This window comes from Effusibacillus sp. SKA8 (assembly GCF_058273125.1).
Map to the genome: position 1 here is coordinate 259,961 of NZ_JBZCSF010000001.1, position 18,026 is coordinate 277,986.

General features: G+C 52.7%; 17 protein-coding genes, 7 tRNA genes, 1 rRNA gene and 1 riboswitch. Of the genes, 22 read left to right on the forward strand and 3 right to left on the reverse strand.

The features are described from left to right. The first annotated feature begins 46 nt into the window (after window positions 1-46). The 13 genes from AC4ED1_RS01310 (at window position 47) to AC4ED1_RS01370 (ending at window position 6,070) form a co-directional block, all read left to right on the forward strand. Window positions 47-766, forward strand: a complete 720-nt coding sequence (locus AC4ED1_RS01310; protein ID WP_490935595.1) for a hypothetical protein — start codon at window positions 47-49, stop codon at window positions 764-766. Then, complete coding sequence (locus AC4ED1_RS01315; RefSeq protein WP_490935596.1) at window positions 733-1,053, forward strand: hypothetical protein; 321 nt, start codon at window positions 733-735, stop codon at window positions 1,051-1,053. Before AC4ED1_RS01310 ends, AC4ED1_RS01315 begins: the two co-directional genes overlap by 34 nt. Then, window positions 1,025-2,929: an ATP-dependent helicase gene (locus AC4ED1_RS01320; protein WP_490935597.1), complete on the forward strand. Its 1,905-nt coding sequence runs from the start codon at window positions 1,025-1,027 to the stop codon at window positions 2,927-2,929. The genes AC4ED1_RS01315 and AC4ED1_RS01320 overlap by 29 nt, the downstream gene beginning before the upstream one ends. Before the next feature lie 206 nt (window positions 2,930-3,135). After that, window positions 3,136-3,210, forward strand: a tRNA-Asn gene (locus AC4ED1_RS01325). Between the two features lie 81 nt (window positions 3,211-3,291). Then, window positions 3,292-3,367 (forward strand) — tRNA-Thr (locus AC4ED1_RS01330). 7 nt (window positions 3,368-3,374) lie between these two features. Next, window positions 3,375-3,459: transfer RNA gene (locus AC4ED1_RS01335), tRNA-Tyr, on the forward strand. Window positions 3,460-3,495: 36 nt separating this feature from the next. Next, window positions 3,496-3,571: transfer RNA gene (locus AC4ED1_RS01340), tRNA-Trp, on the forward strand. Between the two features lie 25 nt (window positions 3,572-3,596). Further along, window positions 3,597-3,672 (forward strand) — tRNA-His (locus AC4ED1_RS01345). A gap of 6 nt (window positions 3,673-3,678) precedes the next feature. Next, window positions 3,679-3,794: ribosomal RNA gene (gene rrf / locus AC4ED1_RS01350) — 5S ribosomal RNA — on the forward strand. Window positions 3,795-3,806: 12 nt separating this feature from the next. After that, window positions 3,807-3,881: transfer RNA gene (locus tag AC4ED1_RS01355), tRNA-Gln, on the forward strand. Window positions 3,882-4,113: 232 nt separating this feature from the next. Beyond that, window positions 4,114-4,196 (forward strand) — tRNA-Leu (locus AC4ED1_RS01360). Between the two features lie 188 nt (window positions 4,197-4,384). Beyond that, window positions 4,385-5,374: a substrate-binding domain-containing protein gene (locus AC4ED1_RS01365; RefSeq protein ID WP_490935598.1), complete on the forward strand. Its 990-nt coding sequence runs from the start codon at window positions 4,385-4,387 to the stop codon at window positions 5,372-5,374. 99 nt (window positions 5,375-5,473) lie between these two features. Next, the gene (locus AC4ED1_RS01370) at window positions 5,474-6,070 is read left to right on the forward strand and encodes an adaptor protein MecA (RefSeq protein ID WP_490935599.1); all 597 of its coding nucleotides are present in this window, start codon (window positions 5,474-5,476) and stop codon (window positions 6,068-6,070) included. Between the two features lie 85 nt (window positions 6,071-6,155). Here the strand turns inward: AC4ED1_RS01370 and AC4ED1_RS01375 are convergent, their stop codons facing one another. The 3 genes from AC4ED1_RS01375 to AC4ED1_RS01385 all read right to left on the reverse strand — a co-directional run bounded on the left by AC4ED1_RS01375 (window position 6,156) and on the right by AC4ED1_RS01385 (window position 8,927). Further along, window positions 6,156-6,608, reverse strand: a complete 453-nt coding sequence (locus AC4ED1_RS01375; RefSeq protein ID WP_490935600.1) for a DUF441 domain-containing protein — start codon at window positions 6,606-6,608, stop codon at window positions 6,156-6,158. Between the two features lie 77 nt (window positions 6,609-6,685). Then, window positions 6,686-7,528, reverse strand: coding sequence for a phosphosulfolactate synthase (gene comA / locus AC4ED1_RS01380; protein WP_490935601.1), 843 nt, complete (start codon window positions 7,526-7,528; stop codon window positions 6,686-6,688). A gap of 106 nt (window positions 7,529-7,634) precedes the next feature. Next, window positions 7,635-8,927: an MFS transporter gene (locus AC4ED1_RS01385; protein ID WP_490935602.1), complete on the reverse strand. Its 1,293-nt coding sequence runs from the start codon at window positions 8,925-8,927 to the stop codon at window positions 7,635-7,637. Window positions 8,928-9,168: 241 nt separating this feature from the next. After that, window positions 9,169-9,305, forward strand: a riboswitch (SAM riboswitch). A gap of 153 nt (window positions 9,306-9,458) precedes the next feature. Here AC4ED1_RS01385 and AC4ED1_RS01390 point away from each other — a divergent pair. The 9 genes from AC4ED1_RS01390 (at window position 9,459) to AC4ED1_RS01430 (ending at window position 17,914) form a co-directional block, all read left to right on the forward strand. Continuing rightward, a complete protein-coding gene (locus AC4ED1_RS01390) occupies window positions 9,459-10,619 on the forward strand; it encodes a trans-sulfuration enzyme family protein (RefSeq protein WP_490935603.1) in 1,161 nt (386 codons plus the stop codon). After that, the gene (locus tag AC4ED1_RS01395; protein WP_490935604.1) at window positions 10,616-11,755 is read left to right on the forward strand and encodes a trans-sulfuration enzyme family protein; all 1,140 of its coding nucleotides are present in this window, start codon (window positions 10,616-10,618) and stop codon (window positions 11,753-11,755) included. Before AC4ED1_RS01390 ends, AC4ED1_RS01395 begins: the two co-directional genes overlap by 4 nt. Window positions 11,756-11,877: 122 nt before the next feature. Next, entirely contained in the window at window positions 11,878-13,149 is a 1,272-nt protein-coding gene (locus AC4ED1_RS01400) for a Glu/Leu/Phe/Val family dehydrogenase (protein ID WP_490935605.1), read from the forward strand. 298 nt (window positions 13,150-13,447) lie between these two features. Then, window positions 13,448-13,654, forward strand: a complete 207-nt coding sequence (locus AC4ED1_RS01405) for a hypothetical protein (protein ID WP_490935606.1) — start codon at window positions 13,448-13,450, stop codon at window positions 13,652-13,654. A gap of 113 nt (window positions 13,655-13,767) precedes the next feature. After that, window positions 13,768-14,529, forward strand: coding sequence for a spore cortex-lytic enzyme (gene sleB / locus AC4ED1_RS01410; RefSeq protein WP_490935607.1), 762 nt, complete (start codon window positions 13,768-13,770; stop codon window positions 14,527-14,529). A gap of 22 nt (window positions 14,530-14,551) precedes the next feature. Continuing rightward, a complete protein-coding gene (gene ypeB, locus AC4ED1_RS01415) occupies window positions 14,552-15,874 on the forward strand; it encodes a germination protein YpeB (RefSeq protein WP_490935608.1) in 1,323 nt (440 codons plus the stop codon). Window positions 15,875-15,979: 105 nt separating this feature from the next. Beyond that, the gene (locus AC4ED1_RS01420; protein WP_490935609.1) at window positions 15,980-16,501 is read left to right on the forward strand and encodes a hypothetical protein; all 522 of its coding nucleotides are present in this window, start codon (window positions 15,980-15,982) and stop codon (window positions 16,499-16,501) included. Between the two features lie 125 nt (window positions 16,502-16,626). Beyond that, window positions 16,627-17,319 carry a (d)CMP kinase gene (gene cmk / locus AC4ED1_RS01425; protein ID WP_490935610.1) on the forward strand — a complete coding sequence of 231 codons (693 nt, stop codon included), beginning with the start codon at window positions 16,627-16,629 and terminating at the stop codon, window positions 17,317-17,319. A gap of 1 nt (window position 17,320) precedes the next feature. Continuing rightward, window positions 17,321-17,914 (forward strand): lysophospholipid acyltransferase family protein, encoded by a 594-nt coding sequence (locus AC4ED1_RS01430; protein ID WP_490935611.1) that lies wholly within the window; start codon window positions 17,321-17,323, stop codon window positions 17,912-17,914. The last annotated feature ends 112 nt before the right edge of the window (window positions 17,915-18,026 follow it).

Genomic DNA, 18,026 nt, shown 5'->3' on the forward strand with positions numbered 1-18,026 from the left:
TTTTTTGTCGAAGAGGGATACGAAACTTTTTGCGAGGGGGGCTATCGTGCTGCAACAGGTGATGTGGTCGCTGGGCTACAGTTTGGAAGGGGCTCTCAAGCGAATTTTGCATATAAACGCGCGTCCGTTGTCGGAGGAGGAACTGGAAACCGCTTTGACGCAAGAGTACGCATTCCGCGATCCGCGTTCAAGGGAAAACCTCAGAACGCGCGTCCAAAAGGCTCTGCGGGCGCCGCATGGCGCTTTCGTTTCGGAAGGGACGAATTGGACACTGCGGAAAACGGAACATGATGTGTTGCATGATGAAGTATACAACCTTTTTTTAATTCGCCGTTGTCCGTTAAAGCAGGGGGAAATTCTCCGCTTGCTGCAGCAAAGGACGCACAGGAGCAAAGGGGAATTGATGTCAAGAGTCGATTTGGAAAGGGACTGGAGATTCGCAAGGCTGGAAGACGGCGAATGGGTGTTGACCGAATGGGATTTGGATACGATAAACGAATCTGTACAGATGGTAAAGGAGGAGCCTGTCATGAGCGATCAGACGGACTTGGTGGCGCAAATCGCGGCGGAACTGGAAGGATATATGTCGCAACTGCAGCAGAGAAGTCGGGAAATTCCGCAAGAAGTGGTGGAAAAATTCAATTCGGAAGACTTGAAATCGATTGAACGGTTGATGGAAGAGAAAAAGCGGATTGCCGGTTTGATGAACGACCTTCAGGAACTGGTGGCCAAATGGAGTCAACAGAAAGAACCCGTCAGCGTGTAGCCGTCTCGCAAATTGTGGGGGACCGTCTGCACGAAAGGTTTCACCGCCTGCGCAGGATCGTTCAGAATTGGGAACGGCGGCTTGCGGAGCTGCCGGATCTGGCGGTGGAACTTTTCGAGCGGGAGGACCTGGCGGGAATCGGCGAGTTGTTGGAAGAAAGAAGGCTCCTGCTGGAACGCGTTCGTTTGCTGAACGGCTTTGTTCGGAAATGGGAAGATTCCGGTTTTGAAACGATTTTGGGGGTAACCAAGTTCGAAGATGAACGAACAAGACAAGTTTTTCGGTGAATTGAAAGAGGCGGGAATCGTGTTAAACCCCGCCCAAAAAGAAGCGGTCACCCATGTTGGCGGGCCGCTTGTCGTCTTTGCCGGTCCGGGCAGCGGAAAAACGACCGTGCTGACTTGCAGGGCGTCTTATTTGATGCAAGTTGCGAAGGTGCAGCCGCAGGACATTCTGATCGTGACGTTTACGAAAGCGGCGGCGGCAGAGATGCGCAATCGGCTTGCGGGTCTCCCCGGGATCGGAAAATTGCGGGCGCATTCTTGCGATACGGGGACATTTCATTCAGTGTTTCTCCGCATTTTGCTCCGCGCATACGGCAATGTGCCAAAACTGCTTGAGGAAAGGGAACAGCGGCAAGTCGTCCGGGAACTTTTGCGCGCGGAAGGACAAAACGGAGATGAGGAAGAAGCCGGGGACCTTTTGACAAAAATCGGTCTTTGCAAGAACAACCTGATCCTCCCGGAGAGAATCAAGGCCCAAAAGCAAGAATACCGGGATTTTAAAAGACGATACGAACGATATGAGGCTTGGAAAAAAACGAACGGCCGCTGGGACTATGACGACATCCTGGTGGAATGCCACCGGTTATTGACGACCCGACCGGACGTCCGGCAGGAATATGCCGGCAGGTACCGGCACATTTTGGTCGATGAATTCCAGGACACCAATTTTGTGCAATATGAAGTGCTGAAAATTCTGGCGGACGACAAAGAGTTGTGCATTGTTGGCGACGACGACCAGTCGATCTACCGGTTCAGGGGTTCGCGCGTTGATTTTCTGTTGGGATTTCAGGAGCAGTTTCCGGCAGCGAAGAAAGTGATTCTGGCGACAAACTACCGCTCCACCGACGCCATTATCGAAACGGCTCTGGCAGTGATCAACCGCAACCGGAAACGGGAATGGAAAAATTTATACGGTACCGGCAGGCAAGGGGAACCGCCTGTAGTCCAACGGCCGGCTGACGAGCGTTCAGAGGCTGCCTTCGTCTTGGAACGCATCCAAGAAAGTCTGCAGAACGGCGAAAGCATTGACGACATCGCGGTCTTGTACCGCACCAACATTCAGGCGCACGTTTTGGTGGACGAAATGGTCCGGCGGGAGATTCCCTTTTGCATGAGGGATTCGGAAGGCGGTTTTTATCAACAGTGGCAGATCCGCGACATTTTAAGTTATTTTCAGCTCGCTTTGCATCCCGACGATCTCGATGCGTTGGCGCAAATTATAAACCGGCCTAAACGCTATATATATCCGGATGCCTGGATGCCGCGGCTGGCCGCCGGAATGCGCGGTTTTGGCGGTTCATGCCTGCAACTCTTGGCGGAACTGCCCGGGTTGGAGAGTTGGAAACGCAGGAAACTGGAAGAACTGGCTTGGGATTTGAAAAAAATTGCGTCCATGACACCGCGCGAGGCTTTGCGGTTTATCCGAAAACAGGTAGGTTACAATGAATTTCTGGAGGATTATGCACGCCGTACGGGGCAGAATAAGGAGTATGTGTTCGAGCCGGTCGAGGTTTTGGAACAGGCAGTGTGTTCGTTTGAAACGTTGAGCGATTTTTTGCGGCATGTCGACAAGGTGAAAGAAGTCCTGCGGCAATCTGCCAAGTCCGGGTTTGGGCTCCAGTTGATGACTTTGCACAAAGCAAAAGGGCTGGAATTTGGAACCGTCTTCTTGATCGGCCTGGTCAACGGCATGGTTCCCCACGGCAAATCGCTTAAGGACAAGAACCGCAACGAAGCGTTGGAAGAGGAACGCCGGTTGTTTTATGTCGGGATCACCCGGGCGAAGGAGCGGCTGTATTTGTCCGCGCCGCAGAAATATCAGGGCGAAAAAGCCGAGCAAAGTCCATTTCTGGCTGAAATCGGCGTAACCGCGAGATAGGGTCGAATAAAAAGGCGCTTTGCGGAATTTTGTTTGATTCGAAGTCGAAAATCGTGTTGAGATGATTCGTTGTCCATGGTACCATAAATTCCGTCCCTATGGAGGTTGCTTCCGGAGCGGGGGTGAAACAGTCAAACAACCGAAACGGACGCGTTCGCTTGACGATAAGCCGATCCCTGTGGTATTCTACACGGTGTCCTGATTGTTCCTCGATAGCTCAGCGGTAGAGCATCCGGCTGTTAACCGGAGGGTCGTAGGTTCGAGCCCTACTCGAGGAGCCATTACACAACCCACCAAAGTGAGGGCAAGCGCGGAAGCGTATTCCCGGCACTTTGGTGGGAATCCGGGGAAAAGCCGCATTTGCCAGCGTAGCTCAGCAGGTAGAGCAACTGACTTGTAATCAGTAGGTCGCGGGTTCGATTCCTGTCGCTGGCTCCAGTTTCTTGGAGGGATACCAAAGTGGTCAAATGGGGCGGACTGTAAATCCGTTGGCATCGCCTTCGAAGGTTCGAATCCTTCTCCCTCCACCAGATAGTTTTTTACCATCACTTTTTGGGGTATGCTATAGGGGCATAGTTCAGTTGGTAGAACGGCGGTCTCCAAAACCGCATGTCGTGGGTTCGAATCCTGCTGCCCCTGCCATTTTTTAACAAATATTTGATCCATGGTGGGTGTGGCGAAGTGGCTAACGCACCGGATTGTGGCTCCGGCATTCGTGGGTTCGATTCCCATCACTCACCCCATTTTCGTCTAGTGACAATAGCGGAGAGGATACACCCGTTCCCATCCCGAACACGGAAGTTAAGCTCTCCAGCGCCGATGGTACTTGGGCACGGAGCCCCGGGAGAGTAGGTCGTTGCTAGGCGTATTCTTGTTTTGGGGAGTCGCCAAGCGGTAAGGCAACGGACTTTGACTCCGTCATGCGTAGGTTCGATCCCTACCTCCCCAGCCAATAACGGATGTAATCCCCTCATCAGCCGGTGACGGCCGACGGAGGGGATTCTTGTTGCCACCTGGAAAAATGGATCTGTTTACCGATAAGTCAGGCTTGCAAAATAATGTCCGCCCGTGATAATATCTTTTACGTCGCCAACATACGGATTGCAATGCGATGCGACAGGGGGAAGATGAGGACAGGGACTTGTGCAAATGGGAACGATGAAACGGGAAGAAGTTTGTCTGATGCGGATGTGGCGGAATTGGCAGACGCACTGGATTTAGGTTCCAGCGGGCAACCGTGGGGGTTCAAGTCCCTCCATCCGCACCACCATTTCAGGAATGACTATCTGGGGAGAATAAGTCGCTTTTGGGGCCATGGCACCGCGTAAATTTCCGGTACACAGGGATTTTAAAGTTCCTGTGTTTTTTGCGTTGTCTTATGTTATGATAAAAGTAAACCGTGGTAGGTAGTTAGCATGCATCACGAAGCCGATCCTAAAACTAGGTGGGGTTACTGTGAGCGTAACGATTTATGATGTCGCGAGACAAGCGGGCGTGTCGATGGCAACCGTTTCCCGGGTGCTTAACGGCACGGCCGTTGTAAAAGAAGAGACCAAGAGAAAAGTGCTCGATGCGATTCAGGCGCTTGGGTATCGCCCGAATGCCGTGGCCCGCGGTCTTGCAAGCAAGCGGACTAAAACGATCGGAATCATTGTTCCCGACGTTTCGGCTCCTTTTGTCGCCGAAATGGTACGCGGCATGGAAGATATAGCGACCATGTACGCCTATCAGGTCATCCTCAGCAATTCGGACGCACAACCGGAGAGAGAAGTCGACCTGATCGGTACCATGTGGGAAAAGCAAGTCGACGGAATCCTGTTCATGGGAGACCATCTGACGCAGGAGTTGTTAAAAGCGTTTGAACAAGCGCAGTTACCGGTTGTTCTTTGTGCCACTGTCGATCCGGAAGGACGAATTCCGTCGGTTAATATCAACGGACGGCGGGCTTCTTTTGACGCAACCCGTTTTTTGATTGGGCGGGGATGCCGACGGGTGACGCTGCTCAGTGCTCCTGCCGATCATCCTGTCGTCGGCAAGCCGCGGCAAAAAGGCTATCTGCAAGCGATGGAGCAAGCGGGCCTTGAACCGCGCATTCTCGAATGTCACAGTCTCCGATATGAAGACGGACTCAAGCTCCTGCAGGACGAACTGAAAACCAATCCGCTTCCGGACGGCGTGGTGGCGGTCAGCGACGAACTTGGTGTGGCGGCGATTCACGCGTGTTTGGATGCGGGCCTTAGGGTTCCGGAACAGGTGAAAGTGGTTGCTTTTGACAATACACGGCTGGCAAGCATGGTGCGGCCGGAACTGACAACGATCGCTCAGCCGATTTACGATATCGGAGCTGTTGCGATGCGGTTTATGACGAAACTGATCCATGACGAACCGGTGGATGAGTTTTCGGTGATCCTGCCCCATGACATGGTGGTTCGCAAGTCGACGTAAGATTGGCTCCGAATCGGACCGGCGCACAAGTAGCACCGTTTTTTCGCGGTCGCATAAGCATAATGGGTATAGAGAACTCCATTGAAAGGAGTGATTCGAATGGTAGTCGAAAGACTTGGCCACAATAAAGTGAGGATCTTTATCAGTTACGAGGATCTTGAAGAGCGCGGAATTGACCGGGACGAAATATGGCAAAACGGCCGGAAAGTGCAAGAGCTTTTTTGGGACATGATGGAACGCGCCTATTTGGAAGTCGGCTTTGAGGTGATGGGTCCGATTGCGGTGGAAGCGTTCACCATGCCGACGGAAGGCGTGGTCGTAATCGTCACGCAAGTTCCGTCCGTCCCGGATGAAACCGACAAAAATAGAGAGGAAAACGTATCGGACGAGCCGCTCATTACAGTCGACGCTTGCGTTGCCATCACATATGAGTTTGACGACTTTGAACATGCGCTGTCGGCGGCAAAGGTGGTTTCCGCGTCGTTCGATCTGAAAACGTCTCTGTATTTTTACAAGGATCATTATTTCCTTTACATCGAGGAAAACAATCTCGATCAGGAAGAGATGGATGCTTTGTGGTCGATTTTTCACGAATATGGGGCCTTGTCGAATGTGACAAAAGCGGTGCTCGATGAATACGGAAAATTGATCGTACGCGACACGGCGCTTGAAACTCTCACCCGTTATTTTTCTTAAAAAACATCGGGTGAAAACCAAAACATCGCGTGAAAAAATGACGGGTGCTCAACGGCACTCGTCTTTTGTACGCGGTTTTGTGCGTTCAGGAAAACCATTCACAGATTTTCATCAACAAGGCCGCTATCGCGGCTGCCATTAAAGGGCCCACCGGTATTCCTTTGAAGAAGACGATGCCGATAATCGACCCGAGCACAAGCCCCAACATCAATTGAGGTTCCAGGCGCAGCATCGCAAGCCCCAGACCGTTGAGATAGGTGGCAAGCATACCGCCTAGCAACGCGAATACCCCCGGGATTGTAAAAAAAGTTCCCCACAATTCTTTCGATTGAATTTTTCCGTTGACAAGCGGCACCAAGACCGAAATCATCAAAAACAACAGGCCGAGTTCAAGCCCGCGTCTTTCCAGAGTCGGAAAATACCGCTGTAGATTGGTCAGTTTCAAGATCAGCAGCACGCTTGCGGCGGTTGCGAGAATGCTTGCCCTGCCGACGATCCCGACGACAATCAGCAATACCAGGATGATTTCCCCGACCATAAACTTCCACCCCTTGTCTTATCCCTACAATATATGGACAGGTGAAGGGGCATATGCGGATCAAATTTCTGCATCTGCTATAATGCAGCGGGAAATGGTTCATCGATCTCCGCTTCACTTCGCATGGCCAGTCGGAGGGTATCGCTGCGCAGGCCTCTGCGCAGCGATTCAACGGACAGAACCTCTTCGGGCGCAAGGTTACCCAGATTGACGTTGACGCCAAATCGTGCAATCAGCTCTTCCTGCTGCGGTTTTAAAGGCGCTTCCCAAATGATGGAATCGTACGACTCGAGTTTTTCGACCAGCCGCTCCATGTCGTCTTTGCGGATGGAGCCGTTCGCTTCGTAGATGCCGACTGCCTTGCCGGATTCCCGCCCTTCGATGATCACTTTAAAAACGCCGCATTCCAAATCCCGCTGGATCATTTCCACCTGTTTGTCAACAGGCAGATGTACGTCCGCTTCTTTTTTGCCGACTTCACTGAGGACCAGGAATCCGAGGTTTTTTGCCGCTTGGATCAATTCTTTACGCAGATTCGGGGCGAGCGGGATCGTCCCGTCGGACACTTCAATTGCCGTGAAGCCCAATTTTTTCGCCGTGCGGTAGAATTCTTTCCACCTTCCCTGAAGAACCGCCACTTCCAACAGCGTCCCGCCCGGATAGACGTGAATGTCATATTCCCGCAGGATGTTGATTTTGTTTTGCAAAAGGGATTTTGAATACAGCATGGACGTGCCAAAGCCGAGTTTCAAGAAATCGATGTAGGGACCGGCGATTTCAATGAGATCCAAGGTTTCCCGGATCCCGAGACCTTTATCGATCACCATGCTCAAACCGCAAGTGCGTGGCTTGACGTTTCTCCCAGGCAAGGGGTCGGTCAGGACCGCATCCCACGGTTTTTGCGGCAGAAAATCGGTCATTTTGAAAACTCCTTTCTCTTCACAGGGAATCCCCGCAGGGTCTCATCGCCTGGGCGATTTCATCAGGCTGGGCTTCATTATCGTATGCGAAAGGCGGACGTAGGTGTTACGCCCGCGCTTTTCTTTTTGCCAACCGCTTGCGGATCGTTTCGGAGGGAACGGTACCCGGAGCGGGTGAAGGGGGGAGTTCATCCTTGGGGATCCGGATCAGCCACGTGGACAACCCGGCGGATACGACGGACAATCCGGCAACCGCCAGGAACATAACGGCAGGGGAGATTTCCATCAGCCAAGTGAAGACGGGGGGACCGACCGCCACTCCCAGGAAGCGTACCGATCCGTAAAAAGATGTGACAATGCCCCGTTCTTCCATATTGACGGCTGAGGTGATCAGCATGTTCAGACAGGGCAACACCAGACCGGTGCCGATCCCGCTTACCACCAGCAGAGCGAGCAGGACATAGGTGTTTTTGCTGAAAGAAGCCAGTGCCAGCGGCAGCGCGATCATCAACATGCCCGTTACGATCAAAGTCTTCATCAGCGCTTTTTTCTTTTTGATTTTCGAGCCGGTTATATATGAGGCGGATGACATGGCAAGCAACGGGAGGGCAAGAATGGCGCCTTTCAGCAAGCCGTTGATTTTATAAGTGTCCTCCAAAATTTGGGACAGGTAAAACAGGACCCCAAATAAGATAAAAAGTGCGCTTGCACCTGCGAAGTAAGCGGTGAGCAACCATTTCCATTCGCGCCGGAAAATCGTTTTGAGGGAATGCAAATATTGGCTTACTTTTTGCGATTCGCCGTGTTTCTTCGGCTCTTTGACAAAGTGCCAAATCGCCAGTGCAGCAGGTATGCATAAGGCCGGAAAAGCAAAAAAAGCCGCGTACCAGATGATCAGCGCAATCAGCACGCCAAGGATGGGGCTGAGCACCTTTCCCAGTCCGTTTGCTGCTTCCATCAGGCCGAGCGCTTGGCTGCGGCTCCCCCCTTTAAAAATATCCCCGGCCAAAGCCATTGCGATGGGTGCGGTCCCGGCCGCGCCGATGCCTTGCAGGATTCGTCCCGCCATGATAACCGTAAACGGTTTGGCCAGCAACCATGCCGCCAGCCCCGCAATGAGGCCGCCCAGGGCGTACAGGATCAATGCGGGAATGATGACAATTTTGCGGCTGTAACGGTCGGAAAGAAAACCGGCTAACGGGATGATGATTCCGGCTGGTATGGAAAACAAAGTGATAACCAGACTCGCTTGAAATTTGGATATGTGAAGTTCTTGCTGGATCGTCGGGAGAATGGGGATCAACATCGAGTTCCCCAGTACCATAATCAGCGGAACGCTTGCCAAAGCGATCAATGGCGGCAGTGAAAGCTTGGAACTGCCGGATGCCGTTTGCGACATTCTGTTTCAGTCCTTTCTTCTTTGTACAAGTAGTGTGTCCCCGGTCTGTTTGTTGATGCAGGCAGTTGTTGTCAAGCCATCCGCGTGCGGCGATGTTTTGCCCGCAAGCGTGCAATGTTTGTTTGCAATGTTTGTTTGCAATGTTTGCTCTGCAATGTTTGCTCTGCAATGTTTGCTCTTGACGAACCGGAATAAATCATAGTAAAGTGTATTCTATAACGGGAATTGAAAAATTTCATGGCTCTTATCCAGAGTTGGCGGAGGGACTGGCCCGATGAAGCCCGGCAACCTGAATTTTGTCTTTCGGGGACGATTTTCAAACCGAAGCCAGAATTTGTGGTGCTAATTCCTGCAGGATGTTTTCCTGACAGATAAGAGGAGGACTTGCTGAAATCATCCGGTCTTTCTCTTTGGAGAAAGACTTTTTTTGTTAAATCACTCCGCTACGAACTCACTCCGCCAAGAACGTCCGCATCTGTGCGGCCAACGCGGAGTAAAACATCCATGTTTTGTTTTAAGGGAGGAATTGAGATGCGGATTGAAACGCGGTTGGCGCAGGCTGGAAACCGTCAAGATCCGGCAACGGGAGCCGTTTCGCTGCCGGTGCATCATTCGGCGACATTTTCCCATCCCGCATTGGGACAAAGCACGGGATTCGATTACACAAGAACCTCGAATCCCACCCGCAAAGTTTTAGAGAATGCGATTGCGAAACTGGAGAACGGGCAGAGGGGGTTTGCGTTTGCTTCCGGCATGGCGGCCATCAGTTGCCTGTCCGGGCTGTTCGGACCGGGAGATCATTTGATCGCGTCAAACGATCTGTACGGCGGGACTTACAGGCTGTTGGAACAAATTTTGCGCCGGTACGGCATTGCGGTTACCTATGTCGACACCGGCGACCTGGCGGCAGTGGAAACCGCCGTGCAGGCAAACACAAAAGCGCTGTTTATCGAAACACCGACCAATCCGACAATGAAAATCACGGATATCGCCGGTTGTTCCGCCATTGCCCGCAAGCATGGACTGCTCACGATTGTCGACAACACGTTCATGACTCCTTATTTGCAGCGACCGTTGGAACTGGGGGCGGATATTGTCGTGCATTCCGGCACCAAATACCTCGGCGGTCACAATGACGTCTTGTGCGGTCTGGCGGTTGTAAAGGATGAGGAGCTTGGCGAAAAGCTGTTCTTTTTGCAAAATTCGATCGGAGCGGTTCTGGGGCCGCAGGATTGCTGGCTGATGATTCGCGGGATGAAAACGCTGGCCTTGCGGATGGAGAAGCATCAGGAAAATGCGCGTTTAGTCGCCGAATGGTTGTCCCGCCATCCGCAAGTGACTCGGGTGTACTATCCGGGGTTGCCCGGTCACCCGGGCAAATCCGTTCACGAACGGCAATCGTCCGGTTATGGCGGCATGCTGTCTTTCGAAGTGGCGGATGAAAGGATGGTCGAACCGCTGCTTGCCAATGTCAAAATGGTCACGTTTGCGGAAAGCCTTGGCGGCGTTGAATCCTTGATCACCTATCCGGCGCGGCAAACCCATTTTGACATCCCGAAAGAAGTCCGGGAAGCTTATGGAGTCACCGACAGGTTGCTGCGTCTCTCCGTCGGAATCGAGCACCATGAGGACATCATTGAAGATTTGGCGCAAGCTTTGGAAACTGCCGGAAGCGGGGTGGCTGTCAAGTGAAATTTGACACTTTGGCGGTTCACACCGGCGTTGAAATCGACGCTAATACCGGCGCATCCAGCGTTCCGATTTACCAAGCTTCGACTTTTCATCAGGCCGATTGGGACGCGGCGCCGGAATTCGATTACGCCCGCTCCGGCAATCCCACCCGGCAAGCGCTTGAGCAGATCATCGCCCGGCTTGAAGAGGCCAACTACGGTTTTGCCTTTGCTTCCGGCATGGCCGCGATTACCGGAGCCCTGCTTACCTTGTCTTCCGGATCGCATATTGTGGCGGGCGAAGATATTTACGGGGGAACGTTTCGCGCTTTGACGCGGGTTTTTTCGCGGTTGGGGATTGAAACGACTTTTGTCGACGCGACGGACCCGGATCAGATTGAGGCCGCGATTCGCCCGGACACAAAGGCACTGCTGCTGGAAACCCCCTCAAACCCGACGCTGCGGATTACCGATTTAAAGCGGGCTGCGGCTATCGCCAGGAGCAAAGGGGTGTTGACCATCGCCGACAATACTTTCATGTCTCCCTATTTGCAGCGGCCGCACCAGTTGGGAATCGATGTGGTGGTTCATTCGGGGACGAAATTTTTGGGCGGCCATTCGGACGTTGTGGCCGGGCTGGTGACGGTGCGGGACGAGGCGCTGGCAAACGAAATTTATCTCATTCAAAACGGATTTGGCGCCGTTTTGGGACCCCACGATTGCTGGTTGCTGATGCGGGGGATCAAGACCTTGCCGGTCCGGATGAAGCAAAGCCAGGAAACGGCGGTCGCGGTTGCGGATTATCTGGCGCAGCACCCGAAAATAAAACGGGTTTATTACCCCGGACTCGTTGATCATCCGGGCAGGGAAGTTCACATGCGGCAAGCGGACGGTCCCGGAGCGGTTCTGTCCTTTGAGCTGGCGGATGCCGGACAGGTGCGGCGCTTTGTCGAGAAACTGAAACTTCCTCTGTTTGCGGTCAGCCTTGGCGCCGTCGAGAGCATCTTATCTTATCCGGCCAGGATGTCCCACGCGTCGATGCCGGAAGACGAACGGAAAAAGAGGGGAATCACCGACGGGCTGCTCCGGCTGTCGGTCGGCTTGGAAAATCCGGATGACCTGATCGGGGATATCGAACAGGCTCTCAAGGGAATATAGCTACGGATAGCAAAAAAAGAAGCGTGAATTTTTGGCAAGACATGCTTTCATATTAAAAGGCGGCGGGTTATACTATTTTTGCATGTCGTTGTTTTAACTGTTTGCAAAAAGGTGGTCAAAAGATGAGCATTCAAATCGGCGCGAAAAATCAAGGGGAGACTTTGAACGTACTGACCCAGACCCAGATGGTGATCAAAGAAGCGTTGAACAAGTTGGGTTACGGCGATGAAATGTATGAGCTGCTGAAAGAACCGCTACGGATGTTAACCGTCAGAATCCCGGTGCGGATGGACGACGGTTCGATCCGGGTGTTCACCGGATACCGGGCGCAACATAATGACGCGATCGGACCGACAAAAGGTGGCATTCGCTTTCATCCGGACGTGACGGAAGAAGAAGTCAAAGCTCTTGCGATCTGGATGAGCTTGAAATGCGGCATCGCGCAACTTCCGTATGGCGGGGGAAAAGGCGGCATCGTGTGCGATCCCCGCGAGATGTCGTTCCGCGAATTGGAGCGTTTGAGCCGCGGATATGTCCGCGCGATTTCCCAGATTGTCGGTCCGTCAAAGGATATCCCGGCGCCGGACGTATTCACCAACTCGCAGATCATGGCTTGGATGATGGACGAATATTCGAGAATCCGCGAATTCGATTCGCCGGGCTTCATCACCGGGAAACCGCTGGTGCTCGGCGGCTCTCTCGGCCGCGACGCGGCAACCGCACGCGGCGTGACCATCGCGATCCAGGAGGCCGCCAAAGTGAAAGGGATCGATTTGAAGGGCGCCCGGGTGGTTGTCCAAGGGTTTGGCAACGCCGGCGGATATCTTGCGAAGTTTATGCATGATGCGGGAGCTGTGGTGATCGGTATCTCCGATGCATACGGCGGCCTGTACGATCCGAATGGCCTGGATATCGATTATTTGTTGGATCGCCGCGATTCTTTCGGCACGGTGACCAAGCTTTTCAAGAACACCATCACGAACCAGGAGCTGCTGGAACTGGATTGCGACATCCTGGTTCCCGCCGCAATCGAGAATCAAATCACATCGCAAAATGCGCATAACATCAAAGCGAAAATCGTGGTGGAGGCCGCCAACGGTCCGACAACCTTGGAGGCAACCAAGATTCTCACCGAGCGCGGAATTTTGATTGTGCCTGACGTGTTGGGCAACGCTGGCGGCGTGATTGTATCGTATTTTGAATGGGTGCAAAACAATCAGGGACTCTATTGGTCGGAAGAAGAAGTGGACAGGCGCCTGAAGGAAATCCTGGTCAAGGCGTTCCACACGGTCTACGAAACCGCCCGGATCCGCAAGATCGACATGCGTTTGGCGGCGTACATGGTGGGAATTCGCCGAATGGCGGAAGCCTGCAAACTGCGGGGTTGGGTATAGAAGACTCTGCGCAAGCGATGCGATATTGAAAGCGGACAATTTTCCGCCAGGCCGGTATGAACACGTGCCGGCCTTTTATTTTGCACGGATTGTCAAATTTTGCAGGAAAATCGTATCCCCTCGCGAATGTTGTATTAAACGGGAGGGAGTTTTTTGTTTTCAGTCTTGATTTCTGGAAACCGCGAGATTTTCGGGGGTGCAATCGTTCCGTTCAAACCGAAAGATTGACGCAATGAGTATGAACTGACGTGGTGTCTGACAATAATGAGCTATGGAGTTTGCGGAAAGGGGGCATCCTATGCGAGAGGGAGTCGAATCCGTATGGCAGGGAGATGATGCCGCTGTGGAAAACAACAATCGCGTGAAAGTGCACATCCGCTGCAGAAAATGTGGCGAAAGCTTTATTCTTCGTGGTTCTCGCGATTTTAAGGGACATATTGACACCGGCTTCAAGCGTTGCTTATGTGATAACGAACGGGATTTTGAAATCGAAACTTTCCGGTGACACCTTCGGCAGGAGCGTCAGCTCCTGTATTTTTTTTCCTTCCAAAAATGGGCATAATCGCGGATTCCCTTCCTCAAAATACAAGGGAGAAATCTCCACAGGAGGGGGAACGTATGAAGCGAAAATGGAGCGTGTTGGCAGCCGTTGTGTCCGCATTCCTGGCTGTTGCGGTGCTTTATGCAAATCCGCAGCCATGGGATGGGAAAGCGGTCCCGACCTTTACCAATCGGATCTTGGTGAAAGGCAGTACGGGAATTGACGTCCGGGAACTGCAAGGCCGGTTGAAACTCCTCGGTTTTTACAAAGGCAATGTGGACGGAATCTTCGGGTGGCAGACGTACTGGGCCGTGCGCAATTTTCAATACCGATTCGGGATGAGGGTAGACGGAAAGGTCGGCACCAATACAAGGGAAAGGCTGGTACGCGCCACACCGAATTACAATCCCTGGAATCCGCCCTATAGACAAACCGCAAGAAAAGGGAGTTCCCCGGCTCCAATCGCGCATTCTTCAAGCCGGATCTCCCAGGGAGACCTGAATCTCATGGCCAACGCCGTCTATGGCGAGTCGCGGGGGGAGCCTTATATCGGTCAGGTGGCTGTCGCGGCAGTGATCCTGAACCGTCTGGAACATCCCCAATTTCCCCATTCGATTCCCGGCATTATTTTTCAACCCGGTGCGTTTACGGCGGTGGCCGACGGACAGATCTGGTTGACTCCGAACCAAACAGCGAAAAAAGCGGTAATTGACGCATTAAACGGTTGGGACCCTTCCGGTGGGGCGATCTACTATTTCAATCCGGCGACGGCAACATCCAAATGGATTTGGTCACGCCCGCAGATCAAGAGAATCGGAAAACATATTTTCTGCCGTTAAGTTTCGTGCGAGGAGGCTTACCATGGTTAGGAGAATGATCACCGTCACGGCCGTATTGGCTCTGATCGTTACAGGTTTTTGGGGATACCGGGAACATCAGCAAAAGCAGGCGCTGCTTCTGAAAGCGGAAAATCAGTATCAGCGGGCGTTTCACGACCTGTCGTCCAATTTGGAAGTGCTGCATGACGAACTGGGAAAGGCGTTGGCGATCAATACCCAGCGCCAATTGACCCCTTGTCTGTCCAACATCTGGAGGATTTCTTACGCCGCCCAATCGGATGTCGGCCAGCTTCCGTTAAGCATGATGCCGTTTAATCGGACGCAGGAATTTTTGCGGGATATCGGCGAGTTCTCGTACCGGGTGGCGATTCGCGACCAGAGCAAAGAACCGCTTGGCGCCGGCGAATGGAAAACGCTGCAGACCCTGTACAACGAGGCGGGTGAAATCAAACAGGATTTGCAAAAACTGCAAACAGATGTTCTGGCCCACAATCTCCGCTGGATGGATGCGGAGCTGGCATTGTCGCAAACCCGCAAGAAAACCGACAACCAGATTGTTGACGGCTTCAAGGCCATGGAAAAAAGAGTGTCCGATTTTCCGGAAATTCAGTCCGATACCCTGACTGCCGCAAAAACCCGTACCCAACCGCACATCAACAATGTATCGGGGAACGAGGTGTCCGAAGAGGAAGCGGCCAGAAAAGCGGCGGCGTTTCTTGGAAAAAGCGACACTTCAGGGATTAGGGTGCAGAAAAACGGCAAAGGAATGCAGTATCCGGCTTATTCGATTACGGTCGAAGAACCAAACGGTCCCAAATCCTATATGGGTATGACGATAAAAGGCGGCCACGTCACCTGGGCGGTAAAAGACCGGGAAGTCAAAGACGCGTCTTTGGATTTGGTGACCGGTCAGCAAAAGGGCGAGCGGTGGCTGGCCGATCACGGATACCAAAACCTCAGTCTGACCAAAAGCGAGCAAATCGATAATACGGCCGTTTACACCTTTGTCCCGAAACAGGGAGACGTGTTGCTCTATCCCGACACCGTCTCCATCAAGGTGGCCCTTGACAACGGGGAAGTGATCGGGTTTAACGGTCAGGATTATTTGTTCCACCACAAGCAGAGATCCATCGGCAAACCGAAACTCTCGCAGGAACAAGCGAGAAAATTCGTCTCCCAACATACCGATGTGCAGGAGGCGGCGCTGGCTCTAATCGAGAACGATCTGGGCAAAGAAATTTTGACTTATGAATTTACCGGCACGATGGACCATGATACGTATCGCATTTACATCAACGTTGACAACGGCGACGAGGAAAAAGTGGAGAAATTGAAGCAATTGTAGGTCCTGTGGCAGGGAGCGGGGTTATTCCTTGCTCCTGTTCGCAGGCAAGTAAAATGTATGAAACGGCTTGAACGAGCATACGATGAGTAGCGTGGAGGTGTACCCATGGAATATCGCCGGCCGCAACCGTATGAAGAACGTTTTTTGGCCGTTTCGACAAAATGGGAACGATTTCTTTACCGGCTTGCAATGATTGGGTTCATGGGAATTGTCGTCAGCCAGGCCGCCCTTTTGCTGCCTGTGTTCAGACAGGCTTTTGCGCCGACGGACCGCTTGGAGGGACAAAAAATCCCGCAAGGCGACGGACGAATGCTGCCGCAAAACACGCCCCCGCGGGATCTGGCGATACGCTCGGTACTAAACGAAGCCGGCCGATTGTCGGCTTGGGTGAAAGTGAACGGCACGCCTGTCGCGCAGATCGGTCCGTCCGGCGTGACGATCAAAGTGAGGAACAATGACCGGATCGAGATTGATACATCGGCGCAAAGCGGCGTGTTTCGTTTTGAGATCGACCATAATGACCCTTCCATCACCAGTCCGACTCCCGGAACTTTGGTAGAGTCCAGCGAAAACCATGCTGCCGTTATCGAACGGGTGTTGATTGACAGTTATTCCCTTGCACACTGAACCTGCATATGGTAGTATGAGGGAGAGCGGGCGCTGCCTGCTCTTTCTTTTCATAACGCCATTGGCATTTCAGTGCCTTTGATCCTTTTGGGGCATGACAGCGGGTACTGCGGGAGGTCGCGGCAATGAACGGAATACGTGTTGCAATCGACGGGCCGGCCGGAGCGGGAAAGAGTACGGTGGCGAAACGGGTTGCCAAACGATTGGGATTGCCCTATGTCGACACCGGCTCCATGTACAGGGCGGTCACCTGGAAAGCGCTTGACTCCGGAATTGATCTGACGGACGAAAAGAATTTGGTTGAAATGGTTTCCCGTTTACATATCGTGTTAGAGCCGGGGGAAGAACGGCAGCTTGTGTGGATCGACGGTGTCGACGTGACGGATCGAATACGTTCAAAGGAAGTGACGGACAACGTCTCGAAAGTGTCGGCCATTCCCGGTGTGCGGGCTCAGTTGGTGAAACTTCAGCAAAAAATGGCGAGACAGCACGGCGTTGTGATGGATGGACGGGACATCGGGACCCATGTGATTCCAGATGCCGAAGTGAAAGTGTTTCTTACGGCATCGCTGGAAGAGCGGGCCCGCAGGCGAATGGAGGAGTTGGCAAGCAATGGCTTTTCGGTCGATCCGGCTGAACTGAAGGCGAGCATTGCCAAGCGCGACGAGTTGGACAGCACGCGGGAGTTTGCTCCATTGCGCATGGCGGATGACGCCCATCTGATAGACACAACCGGGCTGACGATCGATCAGGTTGTCGACAAGGTCGTTTCGATTTGTCAGACACAAACAGGCACGAAACAGCGGGGAGAAGAGTAAAATGCTATATACGTTTGCTAGAGGGCTGTTGCGAATTCTATATTCCATCTTGTTTCCTCTGGAAATCACAGGCTTGCAACATATTCCAAGAGAAGGCCCTGTGCTCCTCTGCGCAAATCATATCAGCAGTCTGGATCCGCCCGCTGTCGGAATCTGGCTAGATCGAAAAATCTCTTTCTTTGCGAAAGAAGAACTGTTCCGAATCCCTTTGTTGGGGTGGATGATTCGTCAACTTGGCGCGATCCCGGTGAAACGGGGCGCCAGCGACCGCAAAGCGCTGAACGCTACGCTGGAAGTGCTGAAACAAGGCGGAATGGTCGGAATTTTCCCGGAGGGAACCCGTGCCAAATCGGGAATGGTTGAACAGGCGAAAAAAGGGGCTGCTTTCTTCGCTCTCCGCAGTGGAGCCACGGTGATTCCCGCGGCGATTATCGGACCTTACCGCTTGTTCAGAAAGACGAAAATCATATACGGTCCGCCTGTCGATTTAAGCCGTTACCGTGACGCCAAATCCAGTTCCGTGGTGTTGGAAGAAATCAGCAACCTGATTATGGAGCACATTCGAAGATTGGCAAGCGAAAGTATCGAACGGTAGCGCGATTTACATACTACCTATAGTTGAAACGATCCGGGAACGGGGATGAAAGCAAAATACACTGCCTTCATTCTTGCCAATAAATTATTTAATCCGTGTTTGGGGACACAGG

Excerpts from the sequence above, each read along its gene's own strand:
- AC4ED1_RS01315 (WP_490935596.1), top strand. The coding sequence starts at position 733 with ATGGAGTCAACAGAAAGAACCCGTCAGCGTGTAGCCGTCTCGCAAATT.
- AC4ED1_RS01320 (WP_490935597.1), top strand. The coding sequence starts at position 1,025 with ATGAACGAACAAGACAAGTTTTTCGGTGAATTGAAAGAGGCGGGAATC.
- AC4ED1_RS01370 (WP_490935599.1), top strand. The coding sequence starts at position 5,474 with ATGGTAGTCGAAAGACTTGGCCACAATAAAGTGAGGATCTTTATCAGT.
- AC4ED1_RS01375 (WP_490935600.1), bottom strand. The coding sequence starts at position 6,608 with ATGGTCGGGGAAATCATCCTGGTATTGCTGATTGTCGTCGGGATCGTC.
- comA (WP_490935601.1), bottom strand. The coding sequence starts at position 7,528 with ATGACCGATTTTCTGCCGCAAAAACCGTGGGATGCGGTCCTGACCGAC.
- AC4ED1_RS01385 (WP_490935602.1), bottom strand. The coding sequence starts at position 8,927 with ATGTCGCAAACGGCATCCGGCAGTTCCAAGCTTTCACTGCCGCCATTG.
- AC4ED1_RS01390 (WP_490935603.1), top strand. The coding sequence starts at position 9,459 with ATGCGGATTGAAACGCGGTTGGCGCAGGCTGGAAACCGTCAAGATCCG.
- AC4ED1_RS01400 (WP_490935605.1), top strand. The coding sequence starts at position 11,878 with ATGAGCATTCAAATCGGCGCGAAAAATCAAGGGGAGACTTTGAACGTA.
- AC4ED1_RS01405 (WP_490935606.1), top strand. The coding sequence starts at position 13,448 with ATGCGAGAGGGAGTCGAATCCGTATGGCAGGGAGATGATGCCGCTGTG.
- sleB (WP_490935607.1), top strand. The coding sequence starts at position 13,768 with ATGAAGCGAAAATGGAGCGTGTTGGCAGCCGTTGTGTCCGCATTCCTG.
- ypeB (WP_490935608.1), top strand. The coding sequence starts at position 14,552 with ATGGTTAGGAGAATGATCACCGTCACGGCCGTATTGGCTCTGATCGTT.
- AC4ED1_RS01420 (WP_490935609.1), top strand. The coding sequence starts at position 15,980 with ATGGAATATCGCCGGCCGCAACCGTATGAAGAACGTTTTTTGGCCGTT.
- cmk (WP_490935610.1), top strand. The coding sequence starts at position 16,627 with ATGAACGGAATACGTGTTGCAATCGACGGGCCGGCCGGAGCGGGAAAG.
- AC4ED1_RS01430 (WP_490935611.1), top strand. The coding sequence starts at position 17,321 with ATGCTATATACGTTTGCTAGAGGGCTGTTGCGAATTCTATATTCCATC.